This window comes from Arsukibacterium sp. UBA5043 (assembly GCA_002415085.1).
Classification (GTDB): Bacteria; Pseudomonadota; Gammaproteobacteria; order Enterobacterales; family Alteromonadaceae; genus Alishewanella.
This window is the reverse complement of record DIBV01000004.1, coordinates 239795-254600: the sequence shown is the minus strand read 5'-3', so window position 1 is coordinate 254600 and position 14806 is coordinate 239795. Positions and strand designations below refer to the sequence as shown.

The following is a 14806-nucleotide window of genomic DNA, read 5'->3' as shown; positions in this document are numbered from 1 at the left end:
ACCCTTAAGGTTACTTAAGGTTATAATTTCGATTGTTATCAAAGGCTACTCATCTAATCCTAACTTCTTACGAATACGCTTAGCCCATAATGGTCTTTGTTTTTTGTAGCTATATATACTGTTTGGAACACTGATGTTCGGGTTGGCTGATACTAGCGCATCGAAAAAAGCCCGTCGGTCAAACCCGCGATAATTTCCGTACATCAATTGCTTATGCTCTCCGTTTTTTAGCACGATCAAATTTGATAAAAAATCTTGTCTAACATCACTTACTTGCTTTAACTCAATAATGTCGAGAATGTTAACCTGCCAGCTCACATCGTTAAACGTAGGGTCAAAGTAGGATAACGTAGTTGACGAAACACAAACCCGAACTTGCTTATTTTCCAGCCAGAACCACAGTGCTAGTCCAAGTAAAATAGCTTCAACAATCCAAATGGCGATATCAAGGATTTTAAAAAGTTGTCCAAGCGCATTTTTATCGCTCGTTAAATCAGGAAGATATTTGTGTGCAGCTAAGTATAGAAGCAGTAACACCCCAGCATTTAAAATAAGCAATAACGCTGAAGACCGTTGTTTTCTCATAAAAGTGAAATAAATTTTCATATTGCTCCCTTTGGCAGAATCTCACACTGTCGCAGCAACCCTCCTTTAATCTGTTGCATACTATGTGCAATTTGCAAATCTCATTGCCTGCTCTTAACTTGTTGTAAGTGCCGTTTACGCAAAGTTCTTCGCTTTGCAGCCGCCATATTCAACCGGGCTGCAAACTGGCGCAGTTGCTCATAGCTAAAGCAGGGCTGACTAAATTGCTTATGATAAGCGGCCACCTGCTGGATAAAACACACCTGTGCGGGTAGCGGCGTTTTAAACTCGGCGCGGTCGCTAAACGCGACTATGGAGTGCACCAGCTTGCCGTCTTGCATGCCGATCCCTAAGGTAAATTTTACCGCAGCGGTGTGTTTATTGTTTTGCTGTAGTGGATTTTGAAAACTGTGTTTGCGCTTAACGTGCTGTACTGTCCACTGCGGCTGATGTTCAGAGCCAAAAATCCAGCCCTGATAGTTTTTTACTTCAATCACAAAAATACCAACAGGGCTAAGCACCAGATGGTCAATTTCAGTTAAATCACCTTGCGCAGTTTCCAAAATTAAATTGCGGTAATGTATATAGCCTGCGGGTAAATCACGCACTAACAGCCGGTGCAGTTGCCGCTCGGCCTTCGCCCCTAAAAACCGCGATCTATTGCCAAATATCAGTGCAATTAACAAACCGGGCAGGATTAAAAACAACAACACGCCAACAATGTAGGGAATATAGGGCGTAAACAGGCTCAGCATCATCGCGCCGATATCAAAATTTTCAGCTGCAGCTCCGTTATCAGACGCAGGTGCAGCCATCGAAACCGTGGTGTTATTAGCTGCCGGTTTAGCCGGAATATTGGTAAGCGACAACGGTTTATCCGTTGCCGGTATCGGGTTCCGGCAATGCTTATCAAACTGGCGTTTGCTGTCCTGATAAGCACTTAGCTGCTGGTTACTGAAGCGATCTATTTGCTGTTGCAGCAAAATACAGGCAGCTTCAGAATATTGCTGCTGGCTATAAGCCAGCGGTGACATTAACAATAACAGTAGTAAGGTAAAACGCCAGTAGCGCATAGGTCGTTCCGGAGGTATGGAATGGTGATGCTAGCAAGGTAAGGAATAAGCAGCAAGGAACATATGCTGATGTTTACTAATGTTCAACTTGCAACGCCTAAGCCCGAGTTTCCGTTGTCTTTGTCAGACATTAACAATTGGATCTGACCCTTAAGGTTACGCCAGTGGTTACACGATAAGGTAATGGTTTATACCAATACCCCAAAGCACTGCATTGAACTGGCTCGAACAGACTGTGCACAATCACCCGAGCGACAAAAATGCCGGTTATTGCCGCAGTTTAGTACCAACAAACTCAGGCGATAATCCAAGCCTACGTCAAATTGAGCGCCTTACGCTGCCTGAACCATTGACGGGCCTTGGCTGCCAGCCAGGCAATCAGAATAGCCGGGCTCGACATCAGCAGTGGCAAAACGGCACCAAAAGCCAAACTTAACGCCGCGACATACCCCAACACAACTTCCGCCCGGTGCAGCGGTAAAAAAAACGCCAGCAAATAGGTTCCAAAAAATAAAACTGCGATCGGCTGTTCCACACCCTTTAAGAACAATAGAGCCAGCAGAGCACCGTAGCAAAAAGACAACACCAAGGAATACCAAACTATTGTTGGCTTTTCCACTTGCCTTAATCGCTTTGCCGCCAGCCAGGCTAATGCCGGCAGAATCAACAAGCCCCAGGCATTGGAAACCGAAGGCAACTCTGGGTTTGCCAGTAAATGATGCGCCTGAATGCCGCCATGCCACCACTGCCAGCTTAACTGAGCCACAATAAAAGCCAGGGTAAAGAGTAAAAGGACGTACTGATAAATACGAGACTGGCGCATCGCCATCTCCAACAAGGGCTGAGGAACAAAGCCTAGCAGCTCAGCGGCTGCAATACACTGCAGAAAATGTAACGAGATTTTAGTACAGACACACTTTCAGAGGTTCGAGGTGATTATCTACTTTTAAAATGCTTGGAGTCAAAATGCTTGGGAGCAGGCCTTGAAAGTTGCATTAAAACCGCCGCATTATCAGCGCTAGCAGCTCGTCAAAGGCTTCTAGTGGCATATTGCCAAACTCTCGAAGCCGTTTAATGCGCTTATTGCCAGCCGATGAATGTCAACTTCGGTATTAAGTAATGCTTATCTATAATCGCTTAGTTTAATTTTTATCTGACCCTAATTTCCTGATTGTTAGCCCATTAGCAGATTTACTGCGCTTACACAGCAAAACTGTTAAGTATCAGAAACCGTCAATCAGTAGATCCAGACCAGCTTTAATCTGTTGCCTATATTGCTGCAAAGTTATATCAGTAGTTTTTAAGCGCTTCGTGGAAACCGTTGCAATATCAAGTAAATCAATAAAGTAAGCTTGCTCGTTAATCCGCACCGGAAGATGAAAAGCGGTCAGCAGAGCCTGTGTATTCTGCGGCTTAATTACTGCTACCAACAACGCATCAATTTCATGAAACAGGGTGTTAGTAAGCACTACCACCAGCTGCTGATCGATACTGGCAACGCCAAATTGCTGCAGCACTAGATCTGCCCTAGCCGCTCAGCAAAGGTACCATGCTCTGCAATTTGTTGGTTATAAGTTGCGATGGCATCGGCATTCTGTGCCCGCCATAAATCTGCTTTCGCCTGACTCACTGCATCACGCAATGCCTGTTCCAGAACTACAGAGGGACTGATCTTCAGCGCTTTAGCCTCAGCCAGTAAACTGGCATCAACTGAGGTGTTACAAGCCGCTTTGGTATTCTGACTCATGGTAAGCTCCCAACGAGGTTAAGTCGATTCTCAATGCACAAAAGTATAGCGCAAATTTCTAGCGCATAAAAACTGCGCATAACAATCCCTTTCATTGGCTCAAGTTAGGAAACCATGCAACTTTAAAGGCCTGACCCCATGGCTTGTCAATCATAAAAATAAAGGCAGCAACCCCGAGTTTCTGTGGAGATGGTTATGACTGAAAAGCAGCCTGTAAAACCCAAGCTGGTGCATAGCGATAAGCCAAAAGTACGCCCTGAACCCGGTACGCTGGAATTTGATGCCTGGTTACTTAAACGCGCCAAAGAGCGTGCAGCTAAGCATTTAACCGATGAGCACGATTTGGGTGATCATGAACGCGGCATACTCGCCGGTGGCTATGATCGTTTGCTAATGTCTGATGAAGAGCTGGCCGAGGAAGAGAAAGCCATGGATCAAGCTCAACAGCAGGAACGGCGTAAACACCTTAAGTCAGTTGATTCCGAGTAAAATCTACTTCGCCGGGCGGGCTACCTAATGGTAGCCAATTTAATTGTTATCTGACCCCGATATTACGATATTAATTGTTATCTGACCCCGATATTAACAGCTGCTTTTGACTCGCTTTATCTGCATGCTACACTTTGTGTTAACTATTCACACAGGGGCTCAACTATGGCCAGAACAACAAGCGTTACTATTGGCCCACAACTTGACGACTTTATCGGTGAGCTGATTGCAACAGGGCGTTACGGTTCCACCAGTGAGGTGGTGCGCTCTGCCCTACGTTTATTGGAACAGCAGGAAAAACAAATGGTAGCGCTGCGCCAAGCCGTTGCAGCGGGTGAACAAAGCGGAGAAACTGATTTAACGCTGAGCCAGATTGCCGCCCAGGTAAAGCAAAAACACCATGTATAAGCGGTCGAAGCTTGCCGCAGCCGCGAGCACGATGTATTTGTGCTGAGAATACTCCATCAGCAAATGGAATCTACCCGGCATCTTTTTGAACCGCCGATTTAATTTTGATCTGACCCTAATTTTCCCGAACGCTTGTTACCCGTTACTTAGCTGGTGATAACTGACCTAACCATTGCCTGGCATCTGCTTCGCTAAAATTGCCGATTAACCGGTAAATGTGCTCACTATTGGCTGTTGTAATGAAAATGGTGTTGTCTGGCGCATCGGCGTTTAACCGAATATACGCAGTGTAACGTCCAGCGCCGAATACCTTGAGTGTGGAGTCAGCATCAATACTAAATACACCCAACAAGGCTTTTTGTTGCGGCGTCGACTCTGGGTTGCCACGCCAGGAAAATAAGCGATCTAACGCCTGCCCAGCGCTGGCACTGCCGGTACGGGCAGCCAAACCTGCCAATGCTTTGTCAGCACCTTCGTAACTTAGTACGTCAAAACGGTCGTTGCTTTGTTCGAATACAATGGAAGGTGTAGTGCCAGCCAACACCTGTACGTTGCTGTAGGCGCCGGCTTTGGTGCAAATGTTTAAATCGACTAAGGTCAGAACTAATTCATTGCTGGCGCAGTTAAACTCAGGCCACTTTTCCGCAACTGGCTGCGCTACTAAGCTGCAGGCTGACATAGCCAAAAGTGATATCAATACACATTTTTTAATCATGAAATTGCCTCAATCAATATCCCAGGCCGGCTGCAGCCATATCTAAAGATGTTCTGTACTGGAGTATGCGCGCCCTCATACATGTAACAGACTGCTTTTCACTCAAATCAGTCATTACACTTCGGGTAATATTTTTGGCAATCCAAAAGATACTTGCTTTACCACCTGTAGGTTTCGGAACCCAACGGAACGCGTCAGAACAACTTGAAATGTCGGTCAGTAAGTCACCGGCAACGGCGGCTACGTCTTCATTAACTTCGCCCCTGAATTGGGTTTTGATCCCTGCGCGGGTATATAGCGTGTTAATTAATTGCCGTACATGCTCTTTCTGTTGCTGCTCTGTCATTATCAAGTCCTTATGTTTAATGTAAGAAGCGAATTATAACCAAGAGAAATGAAATTACAATTAATTCACAATTAAATTAATTTGGTAATAAATTTGGATAACTCTTAAAAGATGAAAGAAATTAACTTCACAATGATATCGGTCTAAGCATCAAACTGCTGCATATGCAGTTTGCTCAGTACTTTTCTGCTATCGGCCGCCATATTTAACCGTGCAGCAAACTGGCGCAATTGCTCATCGCTAAAACAGGGTTCGGTAAATTGCTGCAGATAGTCGCCGATCAGCTCAATAAAAATCACATTGGCCGGCATGCGGGTTTTAAATTCGGCTCGCAGGCTAAAAGCAACAACCGAATGCACTTGCTCGTTGCTTGTAGCGGGGCTTAGTTCCAGTAAATGCTTTACCGCTTCGGTATGTTTATAGTTCTGATGCAGCGGGTTTTGAAAACTGTGTTTGCTGCGAAAGTTCTGCACTGTCCATTGTGGTTGCTTTTCGCCGCCAAAAATCCAGCCTTTGTAATTCTTCACTTCGATTACAAAAATACCGAATGGGCTAAGCACCAAATGGTCAATCTCAGTAAAGTCAGCATGCGCAGTTGGTAGTACCAAATTAGAGTAGTGGTGATACCCTATCGGTAATTCCCGCTGCAGTACCCGCCTTAACTGTCGCTCGGCTAAAGCGCCTTTAATACTGGCACCGCTAATTCTGAACAGCTTAATCAGAATCACTTTAGCCAACAAAATAGCCAGCAGAAAACCAAAAGGTATCGCAAGCATTTTCACAGCCGAGCCCAATACTTTGTTCATGGCATCGGCCGGAGTGGCCACTACCGACTTGGACGCCACGACAGGCTTAGCAGGCAGCACTGCCACCGGTTTTGTGGCCGCGGTTGGGCTTGAATTATTCAGCACAGATGGCTTGGCTGGAATATTGGTTAATACCAAATCATGGTTTGGTGCCGGTAGCGGGTTTTGGCAATGCTTAGCAAACTGGCGTTTGCTGTCCTGGTAAGTACTTAGGCGCGGCTGGTGGCTAAAGCGCTCTATTTGCTGTTGCAGCAAAATGCAGGCAGCCTCAGAGTACTGCTGCTGGCCATAAGCCAGCGGTGCGCCAAGCATTAATAACGATAAGGTAAGCAGCCAATGGCGCATAAATCGTCCCTGATATATGGAATACTGATGCTAGCAGGGTAATGCGGAAGCGGCAATCAGTTACTTAATTTGCCTCAAAACTGCTGCCTAAAAGCCTGTGCCATTAACCCGAGCTTGTACATTAGTTGGTTAGATTTAGCTAAGTCATGGGCGTTGGGTTTTAGAATGGCCATTAGCAAATAGCAATTCTCACTAGTAAAGCCCCGGCAATATACCAAATGCGTATCGCTGGTTCTTTTAAACTGAGCGGTAAGAATAGGAAATCCAGTGCCATTTTCTGCCAGATGAATATGCCGTACCTGCTCTTGTTTAATTATATCGAGGTTTAGTGGATGATCGTACGGCACATCTTTTCTAAATAAGGCAGGTAGCACTCCAGTCTTATACTGCTTAAAATCCTGAATTAACGCAGTTCTCTCTGCTGGCGTTAGCGCTTCATCAAGGACCTTGCTGGTAAATACCCGGATCACTCGCTAAATTCGCTCAACTTGGCTGTATCAGCTTCTAACAGTAGCTTCTCACTGATCCGGCTGATCTCTTTTAGTCTAGTGGCTGCTGGTCGGAATAACCCGGGTTCCGCAGCGCCGGATGCCTCGATAATTCGCAGCATTTTTTCATATAACTCAGCACTTAGCATATAACCGGTAGGCTTGTTATTCGACAACACGGCCACAGGTTCATCGATAAAATACTGGCTTAAGTTCTTGCGGGCTTCAGATACCGAAACCGCCTTTTCCGCCAAAATAGCATGTGACGCCATAACCCACCTCAGAGAAGAAACACTTAATTATGTACATAACCATATATTAAATTATGCACAATGCCAGTATGGTAGATAGCACGATAGATTGCAAGGCGGGCAAAAACAAACAACAAAGGCCACGTTTGCGGCCTTCGTCTTCTCCAAAATTCAAAAATACCTTTATTTAGCTTTTTGGTTTGGCCGCATAGCCCTGATAGATTTTCGTTACCCACTCAGACTCTGAAAAGTCGATACACTTCATCAGGTTATTTTGCTGACCAGCCTGGGTGGCATAGTCTTTCTTTAACCACTGCTGGATTGGCTCTGCCAGTTCCTGATAAGCCTCCAGCGGCATGGCACCAAACTCGCGGTAACCGTTTAATGCACTAACAGCCTGCTGGTGTATGTCCCCCTCTGTGAAGGCAGTCGCTAAACAACTTGCCTGGGCATAATGCTGAAACAGCTTTATTTCGCTTTGCTGTTTAAACGCCTTATCCGCCAGGGCCATGCCTGACACAGCCGTCATTGAAATAAATGCCGTTAACGCTGCTTTGGCTTTCACACTTACTTAGTCATCATATTATCGAAGAAATCTCGGTACACTTTTTCATCCAGACCAATGTCTGGGCAGATCAACGCATCATGCATAACAACAGATAACTGCACCTTTTCGTCTGTTACTATTACCGCCTGCGATTGTAATGAGCAATTATCATCTTCAGTTACAGACCATTTAGCTAACTGCGCCAGCGGTGCCGGTTTGCCTGCCACTATAAATACGTTGCTGTCGTCATACTGGAAATAGTCATGATCTTTGTAGTCAACTTTAACCAGGCTGCAAGGTGGTGTAAGTTGTAATTCGTAGCTCTTACCCTCACTTGTGACTGTACATACATCGTTGGCAGAACTAATACTGATCTCAGCCTGGGCACATGAAGTCACAGCCAAAATAGCAGCCAGAAAAACGAGACGGCTCACAGTGTAATTTCCCAAAACCATACCTCATCTCCTAAATTCAGCCAGTCGGGAGCACCACCTTTTAAAGTTTCGCCATCCCATAAATCGATATGGTCTGTGCTACTCCAGCCGTTCATTATAAAAACGATGCCTTTTTTACTTTTTAAGGTTTCAAGCGCACCACCTCTGATCACTCTTTTGCTGCCGAATGCATTGTTGCCAGTATCATCAAGCCAGTTGGCTAGCTCTTGCGCTGCCAAGATATGTCGTGGACTGTGGTTTAAACCAGGGTAGCAACGTCTCTGTGGGTACTTGGTGTCGAAGCTGGACGTATCAACACCAGATAGTTCTAACGCCACGCCCATCCGAATAGCGCACTGATTTGGAAATAATGCTTTGTCGCAGGGAAACTTCGGATACGGGTGGTTTTTCCATAATTTACTGAACTGTACCAGCATTGTGCTAATCCTTTTTGCATGTTTGTTGTTGAGCAAAAAGATTAACACATTGTTTATTATTTGCAAAAAAAGTGAACAGAATAAACAAAGGCCGCATTTGCGGCCTTTGTTTATTCTTACTAACCCAGAAAATTACTTTTTCTTGGCTTTCGGGTTTGGCAGGTCGGTGATGGAGCCTTCGTAGATTTCAGCAGCTAAGCCAATAGACTCGTTCAGCGTTGGGTGAGCGTGAATGGTTAACGCGATATCTTCAGCGTCGGCACCCATTTCTACTGCTAAGCAGATTTCACCCAGCATTTCACCGGCGTTAATACCAACAATAGCGCCACCTAAAATGCGGTGAGTTTCTTTGTCGAATATCAGCTTGGTGAAACCTTCAGTACGGGCTGAGGCGATGGCACGGCCTGATGCTGCCCATGGGAAGGTGGCGGTTTCTACTTTTACGCCCTGCTCTTTCGCTTCTTTCTCGGTAATGCCGGTCCAGGCCATTTCCGGGTCGGTGTACGCTACAGATGGAATGCAGCGTGGGTCGAAGTAGTGCTTCATGCCAGAGATCACTTCAGCCGCTACGTGGCCTTCGTGTACCGCTTTGTGCGCTAACATCGGCTGGCCGATAACATCACCAATGGCGTGAATGTGCTTCACGTTAGTACGCAGTTGCTTGTCCACGTTAATAAAGCCACGCTCGTCTACCTCAACACCGGCTTTGGTGGCGTCTAACAGGTTGCCGTTTGGCTTGCGGCCAACCGCGACCAGAATTTTGTCGTAACGTACCGCTTTCTCTGGCGCGTTTTTACCTTCAAAGGTGACGTATAAGCCGTCTTTTTTGGCTTCAACATTGGTTACCTTGGTCGACAGCATAATGTTGAATTTTTTGCTGTTGTACTTGGTATAGGCTTTTACTAAGTCAGCGTCGGCTGCCGGTACTAACTGATCAGCGAATTCTACCACTGATACTTTAGAACCCAGCGCGCGATAAACGGTACCCATTTCCAGGCCGATAATACCGCCACCTAATACCAGCATTTCGCCAGGAATGTCTTTTAATTCCAGCGCGCCGGTAGAATCGATAACCCGGTCGTCGTCTTTTGGAATAAACGGCAGGGATACCGGCTCTGAGCCTGCAGCAATAATGGCGTGTTCAAAGGTAATTTTGGTATCACCAACTTCTAAGGTGTTAGCACCGGTAAATTTACCGAAACCGTTAACTACCTTAACTTTGCGCATTTTCGCCATGCCGCCCAGGCCATTGGTCAACTGGCCAACCACTTTATCTTTCCAGTCACGGATTTTGTCTAAATCAATTTTTGGCTCACCAAAGGTAACGCCGTGCGATGCCATATCATGGGCATCGTCAATAACCTTGGCAACGTGTAATAAGGCTTTAGACGGAATACAGCCGACGTTTAAACACACGCCACCTAAGGTGCTACGTGCTTCAACCAGCGTGACGTCTAAACCTAAATCTGCGGCACGAAATGCTGCAGAATAACCGCCAGGGCCTGCGCCCACGACTACTAACTGAGTTTTAATATCGTTGCTCATCGTATTACCTTCATAATTGTCCGGTTTTCCCGGTGTTCTAACAGCATTACTTTGTAGGGTACGGCCATCAGGCGAAAAAAGTGGCGGAATTTTACCATTTGCGCCGCCACTCTGTAACCCAAGATTGCGTTACTACTGTAAAATTACGCCAGTTTTTGCTGGCGTAAGCCGGTTTTACATAATAATTTGCCGGATATCGGCCAGGTAACTGGCCAGGGTGGCGGTAAAGCGTGCTGCTAAGGCGCCATCTATTACCCGGTGATCATAAGATACCGACAATGGCACCATTAACTTAGGCTCGAACTCTTTACCGTTCCATTTTGGTTTAATCTCTGATTTAGAAACTCCCAGAATGGCCACTTCGGGGGCATTAACTATGGGCGTGAACGCCGTACCGCCAATACCACCTAAACTGGAGATAGTAAAACAGCCGCCCTGCATATCGGCAGAACTTAACTTGCCTTCCCGCGCCTTAGAGGAGATTTCCATCAGCTCACGCGATAGTTCAATAATGCCTTTTTTGTTTACATCTTTCACTACCGGCACTACCAGGCCATTTGGCGTATCAACTGCGATACCTAAATGAATATATTTTTTCATTATCAGGCTCTGGCCATCTTCAGACAGCGAACTGCAAAAGGTAGGGTAGTCTTCCAGTGCCTTAGCCACCGCTTTCATAATAAATACCAGCGGGGTGTATTTCACGCCCATTTTCTTCTTCTCGGCCAGAGCATTCTGCTCTTTGCGGAAATCTTCCAGGCCGGTAATGTCGGCTTCATCAAACTGGGTAACGTGCGGAATACGCACCCAGTTGCGATGCAAATTATTACCCGACAGCTTTTGAATCCGTGATAACGGCTTGCTTTCTACCTCACCAAACTTGGCAAAGTCGACTTTTGGCCAGGCAATTAAATCAAAGCCCAGCTTACTATGTTCACCACCTACGCCACCGGCACCTGCTACCGAGCCACTTTCTGCCTGCTTAACAAGCTGCTTCACATAGTTCTGCACGTCTTCTTTCACTACCCGGCCTTTACGGCCGGTGCCGTTAACTTTGGCTAAGTTAATGCCGAATTCACGGGCTAAGCGGCGGATAACCGGCGAGGCGTGGGCATAAGCTTTGTTTTCAACAAAACCGTCGCCTTTGTCCGCTTTGTCTGCGCTGTCAGCTTTGGCTGAACTCTGCCCGCTGGCGTTATTGTCGCTTTTGCTGTCGCCTTTCTTATCGTCTTTTTTGTCGTCCTTGCTGCTGTCTTCGCTGGCGCTATCAGCGCTCTGCTCAACAGAGTCAGCGTCATCGGCGGCAGTTTCAAACACCATAATCAGGCTACCGGTTTCAACTTTGTCACCGACGCTCACCTTAATTTCTTTTACCTTGCCCTCGAACGGTGCCGGCACTTCCATACTGGCTTTGTCGCCCTCGACGCTTAGCAGTGACTGATCGGCTTTCACGCTGTCACCCACTTTTACCAGTATTTCGGTTACTTCAACCGGGTCGCCACCAATGTCTGGCACTTCAACGTCTTTGCTGGCGCTGCCACCAGACTTTTTCTCAGCGGGCTTGCTGTCTGCTGATTTTTGCTTATCTGAGGTTTTATCATCTGACTTTTTATCATCAGCTTGCTTAGCGTTTTGCGGGTCTTTGTCGTCGCTGTCTTTCGAATCTTCTTCAGCGTCGCCTTCAAAAATCATAATAAGGCTACCGGTTTCTATCTTGTCGCCGGTTTTTACTTTAATTTCTTTGACCACGCCGCCCGCAGGAGACGGAATATCCATCGCTGCTTTATCGCCTTCAACGCTTAATAAAGACTGCTCGGGTTTAATCTTGTCACCAACCTTAACCAGTATTTCGGTTACTTCAACCTCATCTGCACCAATGTCGGGTACTTTAATTTCATTCGTCATTAGTTATCCCCTTACGCGTACAACGGGTTGGTTTTGGTTGCATCAATGCCAAATTTCTTAATGGCTTCGCTTACCACCGCTTTTTTCAGCTCGCCCTGTTTTACCAGTTCGCTTAACGCTGCTACCACAATATAACCAGCATTTACTTCAAAATGACGACGCAGGTTTTCGCGGCTGTCAGAGCGGCCATAACCATCAGTACCCAGCACCTTGTAGGAAACCGCCGGGATAAAGGCCCGAATTTGATCAGCGTAGTTTTTCATATAGTCGGTAGCAGCAATAGCCGGCGCCTTGCCCATTACCGTGGCAACATAAGGCGTTTTCTCTTTCGCATCAGGGTTAAGCATATTGTAACGCTCAACGTCCTGGCCATCACGGGCCAGCTCGTTAAACGAGGTAACCGAGTAAACGTCAGATGCTACACCATAATCTTTACTCAGAATTTCAGCGGCTTTACGCACTTCATTAAAGATGGTACCTGAGCCCAGCAACTGTACTTTGCCGCGATCGCCGTTATACGACTCCAGCTTATAAATACCGCGGCGAATACCCTCCTCGGCGCCTTTTGGCATGGCCGGGTGGTGGTAGTTCTCATTCATTACCGTAATGTAGTAATAAATGTTTTCCTGATCCGGGCCATACATCCGGCGAATACCGTCCTGCATAATCACCGCCAGCTCGTAGACATAAGTCGGGTCATACGAAATACAGTTAGGCACGGTGCTGGCCAGCACATGGCTGTGGCCGTCTTCGTGTTGCAGACCTTCACCGTTCAGGGTGGTGCGGCCGGCCGTCGCGCCTAACAGGAAGCCACGGGCCTGCTGATCGCCAGCCATCCAGGCCATATCGCCCACCCGCTGGAAACCAAACATCGAGTAATAAATGTAGAACGGGATCATCGGTAAATCGTTGGTGCTGTACGAAGTGGCTGCCGCTACCCAGGATGACATCGCACCCAGTTCGTTAATGCCTTCCTGTAATACCTGACCGCCGACATCTTCTTTATAATACGACACTACGGAACGGTCTTCCGGGGTGTATGTCTGGCCACCCGGGTTGTAAATACCAATCTGCCGGAACAGGCCTTCCATACCAAAGGTACGGGCTTCATCGGCAATAATGGGTACGATTTGCTTACCGATATGTTCGTCTTTTAACAACACATTGAGTATGCGGGTGTAACCCATGGTGGTAGAGATTTCACGCTTTTGCTCGGTTAATAACGAGTCAAAGGCGTCCAGCTCTGGCAACGTTAACGGCTTGGTAAAGTTAGGCAACCTTACCGGGGTATAGCCATGCAGCGCATTGCGCCGATCGTGCAGATACTGCAACTCGGGCGAGTCTTTTGGCAACTCAATATAAGGAAGATCGTCAACCGCTTCTTCACTGATATAGTCTTCAAGGCCCAGGCGCTTGCGCAATTGCAAGACGTGGGTCATGTCCATTTTCTTCACCTGGTGGGCAATATTCTTGCCTTCTGCGGCTTCACCCATGCCATACCCTTTAACGGTTTTGGCTAAAATAACCGTAGGCTTGTCGGTGCAGTCCTGCGCCGCTTTAAAGGCCGCAAACAGCTTAGACGGTTCATGGCCACCCCGTTTTAGGGCGAAAATTTCCTCGTCAGTCATGTCGGCAACCAAGGCCGCGGTTTCCGGGTACCGGCCAAAGAAATGCTTCCGGACAAAGGCACCGTCATTGGCTTTATAGGTCTGGTAATCACCATCAACCGTTTCATTCATTAGCTGTAGCAATTTGCCGGTGGTGTCTTTGGCCAGCAGTTTATCCCAGCCACGGCCCCACACTACTTTGATTACGTTCCAACCCGCGCCGCGGAACAAACCTTCCAGTTCCTGGATAATTTTACCATTGCCCATTACCGGGCCATCCAGGCGCTGCAGGTTACAGTTAACCAGGAAACACAGGTTATTCAGTTTTTCGCGGGCAGCAAAGCTGATGGCACCGCGTGATTCCGGCTCGTCCATCTCACCATCACCTAAAAAGGCGTAAACGCGCTGGTCGGTGGTGTCTTTTAACTCGCGGCCATTTAAATATTTTAAAAAGCGAGCCTGATATATAGCGGCGATCGGGCCTAAGCCCATTGATACCGTCGGGAACTGCCAGAACTCTGGCATTAATTTCGGGTGCGGGTAGCTTGATAAACCCTTGCCATCCACTTCCTGGCGGAATCCATCCAATTGCTCAGCCGTTAAACGACCTTCAACAAAGGCACGGGCATAAATACCCGGTGAAATATGGCCCTGATAATAGACTAAGTCGCCACCATCTTTTTCATTCGGCGCACGGAAAAAGTGGTTAAAACAGGTTTCATAAAATGCCGCAGACGACTGGTATGATGCCATATGGCCGCCCAGCTCCAGCTCTTTTTTCGAGCCGCGCAGCACGATCATGATAGCGTTCCAGCGAATAACCGAGCGGATACGTCGTTCCAGATTGACATCGCCAGGATAAGCCGGCTCTTGCTGTGGTGGAATGGTATTAATATAGTTAGTGGTAACACCGGTTGGCATGGCCACGCCCTCTAACCGGGCTTGTTCTAATACCTGCTCAAGCAGAAACTGCGCCCGCTCCACACCTTCGGTGCGAACCACTGACTCCAGTGCTTCCAGCCACTCTTTTGTTTCCAGAGCGTCGATGTCATTCTTACTGACTTCAGACATATCGAGG

The 14806-nt window shown here is 47.1% G+C and carries 18 protein-coding genes; 2 read left to right on the top strand and 16 right to left on the bottom strand.

What is annotated here, in order from left to right; translation table 11 throughout:
- Nucleotides 1-45: 45 nt before the first annotated feature.
- The 5 genes from B2Q61_RS05305 to B2Q61_RS05285 form a co-directional block, all read right to left on the bottom strand.
- Nucleotides 46-606 carry a hypothetical protein gene (locus B2Q61_RS05305; protein ID WP_290620235.1) on the bottom strand — a complete coding sequence of 187 codons (561 nt, stop codon included), beginning with the start codon at nt 604-606 and terminating at the stop codon, nt 46-48.
- 80 nt (nt 607-686) lie between these two features.
- Nucleotides 687-1658 carry a nuclease-related domain-containing protein gene (locus tag B2Q61_RS05300; RefSeq protein ID WP_290620233.1) on the bottom strand — a complete coding sequence of 324 codons (972 nt, stop codon included), beginning with the start codon at nt 1656-1658 and terminating at the stop codon, nt 687-689.
- Between the two features lie 313 nt (nt 1659-1971).
- Entirely contained in the window at nt 1972-2481 is a 510-nt protein-coding gene (locus B2Q61_RS05295; protein WP_290620231.1) for a hypothetical protein, read from the bottom strand.
- Nucleotides 2482-2881: 400 nt separating this feature from the next.
- Complete coding sequence (locus tag B2Q61_RS05290; RefSeq protein WP_290620229.1) at nt 2882-3175, bottom strand: CcdB family protein; 294 nt, start codon at nt 3173-3175, stop codon at nt 2882-2884.
- Complete coding sequence (locus B2Q61_RS05285; RefSeq protein ID WP_290620227.1) at nt 3175-3405, bottom strand: type II toxin-antitoxin system CcdA family antitoxin; 231 nt, start codon at nt 3403-3405, stop codon at nt 3175-3177. The genes B2Q61_RS05290 and B2Q61_RS05285 overlap by 1 nt, the downstream gene beginning before the upstream one ends.
- Before the next feature lie 195 nt (nt 3406-3600).
- On the opposite strand from B2Q61_RS05285, the gene B2Q61_RS05280 reads away from it, so the two are divergent.
- Together B2Q61_RS05280 and B2Q61_RS05275 are read left to right on the top strand one after the other, a co-directional pair.
- On the top strand, nt 3601-3894 hold the full coding sequence (locus tag B2Q61_RS05280; RefSeq protein WP_290620225.1) for a hypothetical protein: 294 nt from the start codon (nt 3601-3603) through the stop codon (nt 3892-3894).
- Between the two features lie 165 nt (nt 3895-4059).
- Nucleotides 4060-4302 (top strand): type II toxin-antitoxin system ParD family antitoxin, encoded by a 243-nt coding sequence (locus B2Q61_RS05275; RefSeq protein WP_290620223.1) that lies wholly within the window; start codon nt 4060-4062, stop codon nt 4300-4302.
- Nucleotides 4303-4444: 142 nt separating this feature from the next.
- Here B2Q61_RS05275 and B2Q61_RS05270 read toward each other — a convergent pair whose 3' ends face one another.
- The 11 genes from B2Q61_RS05270 to aceE form a co-directional block, all read right to left on the bottom strand.
- Complete coding sequence (locus B2Q61_RS05270) at nt 4445-5017, bottom strand: hypothetical protein (protein ID WP_290620221.1); 573 nt, start codon at nt 5015-5017, stop codon at nt 4445-4447.
- Between the two features lie 13 nt (nt 5018-5030).
- Nucleotides 5031-5363 carry a hypothetical protein gene (locus tag B2Q61_RS05265; RefSeq protein WP_290620219.1) on the bottom strand — a complete coding sequence of 111 codons (333 nt, stop codon included), beginning with the start codon at nt 5361-5363 and terminating at the stop codon, nt 5031-5033.
- Nucleotides 5364-5506: 143 nt separating this feature from the next.
- The gene (locus B2Q61_RS05260) at nt 5507-6514 is read right to left on the bottom strand and encodes a nuclease-related domain-containing protein (RefSeq protein WP_290620217.1); all 1008 of its coding nucleotides are present in this window, start codon (nt 6512-6514) and stop codon (nt 5507-5509) included.
- Between the two features lie 74 nt (nt 6515-6588).
- On the bottom strand, nt 6589-6984 hold the full coding sequence (locus tag B2Q61_RS05255; protein WP_290620215.1) for a type II toxin-antitoxin system YafO family toxin: 396 nt from the start codon (nt 6982-6984) through the stop codon (nt 6589-6591).
- Nucleotides 6981-7274 (bottom strand): type I toxin-antitoxin system antitoxin YafN, encoded by a 294-nt coding sequence (gene yafN / locus B2Q61_RS05250; RefSeq protein WP_290620213.1) that lies wholly within the window; start codon nt 7272-7274, stop codon nt 6981-6983. Before yafN ends, B2Q61_RS05255 begins: the two co-directional genes overlap by 4 nt.
- Before the next feature lie 166 nt (nt 7275-7440).
- Nucleotides 7441-7818: a T6SS amidase immunity protein Tai4 family protein gene (locus B2Q61_RS05245; RefSeq protein ID WP_290620211.1), complete on the bottom strand. Its 378-nt coding sequence runs from the start codon at nt 7816-7818 to the stop codon at nt 7441-7443.
- A 2-nt stretch (nt 7819-7820) separates the two neighbouring features.
- Nucleotides 7821-8255 (bottom strand): hypothetical protein, encoded by a 435-nt coding sequence (locus B2Q61_RS05240; protein WP_290620209.1) that lies wholly within the window; start codon nt 8253-8255, stop codon nt 7821-7823.
- Nucleotides 8231-8671, bottom strand: coding sequence for a T6SS effector amidase Tae4 family protein (locus tag B2Q61_RS05235; RefSeq protein ID WP_290620207.1), 441 nt, complete (start codon nt 8669-8671; stop codon nt 8231-8233). The genes B2Q61_RS05240 and B2Q61_RS05235 overlap by 25 nt, the downstream gene beginning before the upstream one ends.
- Nucleotides 8672-8803: 132 nt before the next feature.
- Nucleotides 8804-10216 (bottom strand): dihydrolipoyl dehydrogenase, encoded by a 1413-nt coding sequence (gene lpdA, locus B2Q61_RS05230; protein WP_290620205.1) that lies wholly within the window; start codon nt 10214-10216, stop codon nt 8804-8806.
- 174 nt (nt 10217-10390) lie between these two features.
- Nucleotides 10391-12121, bottom strand: coding sequence for a dihydrolipoyllysine-residue acetyltransferase (aceF, locus tag B2Q61_RS05225; protein ID WP_290620203.1), 1731 nt, complete (start codon nt 12119-12121; stop codon nt 10391-10393).
- A gap of 11 nt (nt 12122-12132) precedes the next feature.
- Nucleotides 12133-14799 (bottom strand): pyruvate dehydrogenase (acetyl-transferring), homodimeric type, encoded by a 2667-nt coding sequence (gene aceE / locus B2Q61_RS05220; RefSeq protein ID WP_290620201.1) that lies wholly within the window; start codon nt 14797-14799, stop codon nt 12133-12135.
- Between the last annotated feature and the right edge of the window lie 7 nt (nt 14800-14806).